Annotated in this window: 5 protein-coding genes; 3 read left to right on the forward strand and 2 right to left on the reverse strand. The window is 62.8% G+C overall.

Annotated features, from left to right (window positions below; all coding sequences use genetic code 11):
- Window positions 1–172 precede the first annotated feature (172 nt).
- Window positions 173–1,069, reverse strand: coding sequence for a LysR family transcriptional regulator (locus tag VGL01_RS02600; protein ID WP_331566774.1), 897 nt, complete (start codon window positions 1,067–1,069; stop codon window positions 173–175).
- Between the two features lie 140 nt (window positions 1,070–1,209).
- Between VGL01_RS02600 and VGL01_RS02605 the strand changes: the two genes are divergently transcribed.
- Both VGL01_RS02605 and VGL01_RS02610 read left to right on the forward strand, forming a co-directional pair.
- Complete coding sequence (locus tag VGL01_RS02605) at window positions 1,210–2,661, forward strand: M20 family metallopeptidase (protein WP_331566776.1); 1,452 nt, start codon at window positions 1,210–1,212, stop codon at window positions 2,659–2,661.
- On the forward strand, window positions 2,658–3,956 hold the full coding sequence (locus VGL01_RS02610; RefSeq protein ID WP_331566778.1) for an MFS transporter: 1,299 nt from the start codon (window positions 2,658–2,660) through the stop codon (window positions 3,954–3,956). The genes VGL01_RS02605 and VGL01_RS02610 overlap by 4 nt, the downstream gene beginning before the upstream one ends.
- 54 nt (window positions 3,957–4,010) lie before the next feature.
- On the opposite strand, the gene VGL01_RS02615 is transcribed toward VGL01_RS02610, so the two are convergent.
- Window positions 4,011–4,736 carry an ABC transporter substrate-binding protein gene (locus tag VGL01_RS02615; RefSeq protein ID WP_331566780.1) on the reverse strand — a complete coding sequence of 242 codons (726 nt, stop codon included), beginning with the start codon at window positions 4,734–4,736 and terminating at the stop codon, window positions 4,011–4,013.
- A gap of 137 nt (window positions 4,737–4,873) precedes the next feature.
- Here VGL01_RS02615 and VGL01_RS02620 point away from each other — a divergent pair.
- Window positions 4,874–5,535: cache domain-containing protein (locus VGL01_RS02620; protein ID WP_331566782.1), on the forward strand; the 662-nt coding region annotated here is incomplete at its 3' end.

A 5,535-nucleotide genomic window follows, 5' to 3' on the forward strand; every position in this document is an offset into this window, starting at 1 on the left:
CGCCGCCAACGGCGGCAATCGCGCTGATGCGCAGCAGTCTTACATCGGTTGCGAAATCGCCTTTGTGCTCGCTCATGGTTCCTTTGCCTGTACCGCGAATCGGTAGCGTAAAGGGCGTATTTATATCATAACGTGATGCAATATGCCGCACATGGAGACGGCCGGTCGCCAATCAGCCCTCCGCGACCATCTCCACGATCGTTGCCAGCAGCCCCTTCACGACGGCGGGTAAGCGCCTTTCCCGCATCGTCGTTACTTGCAGCATGCGCTGGTTCAATACCGGCTCGTCGATCGGCCGGGAAACGAGCGAAGCTCTGCTCCTCACGCCTTTGAGCGCTATGGCGCTCCCCAGCGTGACCGCACCGGCAAGGACCGCGAACATGTGCAAAGCCGCCGAGTTGTTGCTGCTCAGCACCGGTTCGATCCGAATGCCACGCATGGAACACGCCAGGTCGAACAGCTGCCGCACCGTGGTTCCGCGTTCGAGCAGTGCGACGGGGTATCCCTGAAGTTCGGCGAGCGTCAGCGATGAATGCGCCGCAAGCGGATGGCCAGGCTCGAGCAGCGCGCACACGGGCACCTGCGCCGAATAGACGATGTTCAGCGCCGACGTGCTACCGCTTGAAAATGCAATGCCGATATCGGCCTCGCCGACCCCGACCCAATGCTCCACTTGTGCGGGTGTTCCCGAGCGTAGCGCGTAGCGTGCGTTCGGCGCTGCCTCACGATGACGCGCGAGTGCGGCGGGCAGCAGCGAACGCGTGAAGCCTTCCGTGCAAGCGATTCGCACGAGTTTGCCGCCGCGCGCCTCGCCCGCCGAAATCTCGCCGAGCACCGCATCGGCTTCCAGTAGCGTTCGGCGCGCGTGCTCGGCCAGCAGCTCGCCGGCTTCCGTCAGCACCATGCCGCGCGGCATGCGTTCGAAGAGCGGGGCACCGACATCATGTTCGAGCTTGCTGATCTGCCGGCTGATCGCGGACACCGCCACATGCAGATTGTCCGACGCGGCCGCGAGCGAGCCCGTACGGGCGACCTCGACGAAGTAGCGAAGCGCGATTCCGTGCAGCATGGCTTGAATCCCCGTTGCGTTGCCTTTTCGGCAACTGTAGTCGACAAATTTGAGATTGTTGCGAATTTTTGGCGTTTTTAACCTTGCGCTATCAACTCGGAATCCCTTTTCCCATCGCGCTGATTGGCCACGGAGGTCATTTGACTACAAGCCACACCCCACGGAACGTCCGTCAGGAGGCGATCGACGACGCGTTCGCGGTCTACGATTCGGGTCAACTGCTCGACGAGCTTACGCGCCGTGTCGGATTTCGGACCGAGAGCCAGAACTCGGCGAGAGCGGATGAATTGCGCGCCTATCTGACCGACGAGATGACGCCAACGCTCGAGCGTCTCGGCTTTAGCTGCCGAGTGGCCGAAAACCCTGTGGCCGCGAGCGCGCCGTTACTGATCGCCGAACGAATCGAGGATGCGGCGCTGCCGACCGTGCTGCTATACGGCCACGGCGATGTCGTGCGCGGTTACGACGAGCAATGGCGCGCGGGCCTGGACCCATGGCAAGTGACCGTGGAAGGCGACCGCTGGTACGGCCGTGGCACGGCGGACAACAAGGGCCAGCACACGATCAACTTTGCGGCGCTTGCCGTGGTGCTCGCTGCGCGCGACGGCAAGCTCGGCTACAACGTGAAGATCATCTTCGAAACAGGCGAGGAGATTGGCTCGCCGGGGCTCGGGGAATTCTGCGCGCAAGAGCGTGCCGCACTCGCGGCCGACGTCTTCATCGCATCCGATGGCCCGCGCGTGAGTGCCGAGCGCCCGACCGTGTTTCTCGGTTCGCGCGGCGGCATCAACTTCGATCTGACGGTCGACTTGCGCGAAGGCGCACACCACTCGGGCAACTGGGGCGGTGTACTGCGCAATCCTGCCATTGTGCTCGCGCATGCCATCGCGAGCCTCGTCGACAAGCGTGGCGCGATCGTCGTCGAGGGGCTCCGCCCGCCGCCCGTACCCGATGCCGTGCATCGCGCGCTCGCCGACATCGAGCTCGGCGGCGATGACGATGGACCGCGGATCGATCCGGACTGGGGCGAACCGGGGCTGACGCCGACCGAGCGCGTCATCGCGTGGAACGCGCTCGAGGTCCTGGCCTTCAAGGCCGGCAATCCGGATGCGCCCGTCAATGCAATCCCGCCCGTTGCTCGCGCGACCTGTCAATTGCGCTATGTGGTCGGCACCGACAGTGCCAACGCGGCCCGCTCTCTCGAGGCGCATTTCGCACGACATGGTTTTCCGGAGGTACAGGTATCGGTCGAGCGGATTGCGGCCGCGACACGGCTCGATCCGGACGATCCGTGGGTCGATTGGGTGCTTTCGTCGATGCGGGTCACGGCCGGCAAGAAACCCGCGCTGCTGCCGAACCTTGGCGGCACCGTGCCGAACGACGTTTTCGCCGACACGCTCGGCTTGCCGACGCTCTGGATACCGCATTCGTATCCCGCATGCGCACAGCATGCGCCGAACGAGCATCTGCTCGGCTCGGTCGCACGTGAGGCGCTGGGCGTGATGGCCGGCATCTGGTGGGACCTCGGCGACGATGCGAAGCGCATCGTCGAGCTGCGTGCATCGTCGGTCAACCATCGAGTGTCGGCATGAGTCGCCATCCCGTTTCTTCTCCGGTCTTGCGCAAGCCATTGACCCTGACGCAAATCGTCGTTGCGACGTCGGCCGGCAATGCGCTCGAATGGTTCGATATCGCAATCTATGCGTTCTTTGCGATCTATATCGGCAAGAACTTTTTCCCGACGACGAATGAAACGGCCTCGATGTTGTTGACGTTCGGTTCCTTCGGCGCGTCTTATCTCGTGCGCCCGATCGGTGGCATCGTGTTGGGCGCTTATGCCGACAAGCGTGGCCGCAAAGCGGCACTGATGGCCTCGGTGGGCCTGATGATGGTGGGGACCGCAATCGTCGCGCTGATTCCCGGTTACGATCGGATCGGTCTGGCCGCGCCTCTCGGTGTATTCGCGGCGAGACTCATCCAGGGGTTTTCGGCCGGCGGCGAGTTCGGTGCATCGACGGCGATGCTCGTCGAGCATGCGCCGCACCGGCGTGGCTTTCTTGCAAGCTGGCAATTCGCCACGCAGGGTCTCGCGACGCTGCTCGCCGCCACGTTCGGTTTTGCGCTCGCCCGGCTGCTGCCGCATGCCGAGCTCGAATCATGGGGTTGGCGGGTTCCGTTTTTCTTCGGGCTTCTCATTGGGCCGCTCGGGCTTTATCTGCGCCGCTTCCTCGAAGACGCGCCCGCTTTTACCGAGGCCGCACGCACGCAGACACCAGTGCGCGATGTGATCATGCGGCAAAAGGGAATGGTGCTCGTCGCGGCCGGCGCGCTGGCCGTCTCGACTTCGGTCAACTATCTGCTGCAATACCTGCCGACGTTTGCGATCCGCCAACTGCACATGCCCGCGTCGACGGGTTTCGCCGCGACGATGATGGGCGGCATCATTCTGACCTGCGTTACGCCGCTGGCAGGGTATGTGTCGGACCGGATCGGCAGGCTCAAGCAGATGGTGACGGTCGGGATCGTGCTCGTCGTGACCGTTTATCCTGCGTTCTCGTATGCGGTCGAGCATGGATCCGCGGTCGCGCTGTTTGGGCTCGTCATCTGGCTCGCACTATTGAAGTCGATCTATTTCGGCGCGCTGCCGGCGTTGATGTCGGAGATTTTTCCGGCAGCGACGCGCTCGACGGGCATGTCGATCGGCTACAACATCGGGGTGACCGTGTTCGGCGGCTTCACGCCTGCGATCATCACGTGGCTCGTCAGTGCGACGGCGAACCGCAGTGCGCCGGGCTTTTATCTGATGGCGACCGCGATGATCAGTCTTGCTGCGCTCGCATCGGTGAGCCGGTCCAAGGCGGGCTCGCCGTACCCTTCGACCGTTTGATCGTTACAGAAGCGTTACAGAAGCGTTGCGAAAAGGGAGGCGCCCGGTGTCGGCTCAGGCAGCGGGGGCGACTGACGCGCCGGCAATACCGTGTTTCCGAAGCGCATCGGCCACGAACCCCGACGCCTTCATTTCCTCGACGAATTCGCGGAGCGCGAGAGCCGCGGCTTCGCCACGGCTCTTCGGCACGCCCATTGCCTGCTGAATGACCATGAACCGTTCGCCGAGCAGCCGAAGTCCCGCGATTTGCCTGGCGTCGGCTTCCAACTGCTGCTTGACGCCCGCGGCGACTTCGAGGCCTTGCTCGAGGAACGTTTGCACGACGGCGGGTGAGGTCGGCGCGCGAACGATCGGCGCCTTTTTCAGCTCGCGCGTCAAAAACAAGTCATAAGCGCTCCCCTTGCCGACGACCACGCGATTGTGCGGCTGGTCCACTTCGTCATTGGTTTGGATAGGCGAATCTTGGTGCACGAGATAAAAGCCTTCGATCAATACATAAGGCGCCGTGAACGCGATTTTTTCGCCGCGCAATGGATCGACCGCAAAAAAACCGAAATCCGCGCGCTCCTCACCGACTGCCTGAACCGATTTGCCTGCCGAGTCGAAAACGACGAGCTCCAGTTCGACACCGAGTCTTTCGGCAAATGCTCGAGCGAGATCGATCGATACGCCGAATGGCTCGCCCGTTTTCGGGTCGACATTGGCCAGGATCGGATTGCCGAGATTGATCGATGCGCGCAGCTTGCCGGTGGGTGCGAAAGCGTCGACGTCGATTTTCATGAATGCTCCTGCTTCGAATGGGCACGTTAAGCCGCGCGACACTCAAGTCTAGCGCGTTGCGGCCGTTAAACGGAGAGGCAACGAGAGCCACAACTTTCGTCCTTCCCTCAAAGCGACGCCAGGAGAAACAACCAGATATGCTCGCATCGATTCGTGCCCGAATTCTGGCGGCTTGCGTCGCCATTGTCGTCGTAGCGCTGGCCGTGACGGGCGGCGTAGCCTATGTCGTCGTCAAGCAGCACAACGACGAGGCGATCGACCAGAACCTCAAATCCATCCTGTCCGGACATGCGCTTGCGATCGACGAATGGATTGCCGGCCGGGCCAAGCAGACGCAGGCGCTTGCCGACACGATGACGATCGGCGAAGGCGACCCGCTGCCGGCGCTGAAGCTGCTGGCCAAATCGGGCGGCTTCGAGGTCATGACGCTCGGCCTGCCGGACAAGACGGCGTTCTCGAACGTGCCGCTGAAGCCCGACTACGACCCGACGGCGCGCCCTTGGTACAAGCAGGCGGTGGCCGAGGGGCACCTGGTTGTGACGGCGCTCTACAAAGACGCGTCGAACGGCAAACCCGCGTTTGCGTTTGCGGTACCTATCGTTCGTGACGGAAATGTGAAAGGCGTGATGGCGGCCAGCCTCTATATGGAGAGCGTGAGCAGCATCGTGACGTCGGTCCATCCGACGCCGTCGAGCTTCGCCTTTCTCGTCGACAAGAGCGGCCAACTGATCGCATCGGCCACGACCGATCTCATCATGAAACCGGCCACCGGTCTTTCGCCGAGCTTGACGCCGGATGC

Origin of the sequence: Trinickia sp., from assembly GCF_036503415.1 — a bacterium.
Taxonomy (GTDB): Bacteria; Pseudomonadota; Gammaproteobacteria; order Burkholderiales; family Burkholderiaceae; genus Trinickia.

Bases quoted from the DNA above. Each gene is read 5' to 3' on its own strand.
- VGL01_RS02600 (WP_331566774.1), bottom strand. From the start codon at position 1,069: ATGCTGCACGGAATCGCGCTTCGCTACTTCGTCGAGGTCGCCCGTACG.
- VGL01_RS02615 (WP_331566780.1), bottom strand. From the start codon at position 4,736: ATGAAAATCGACGTCGACGCTTTCGCACCCACCGGCAAGCTGCGCGCA.
- VGL01_RS02610 (WP_331566778.1), top strand. From the start codon at position 2,658: ATGAGTCGCCATCCCGTTTCTTCTCCGGTCTTGCGCAAGCCATTGACC.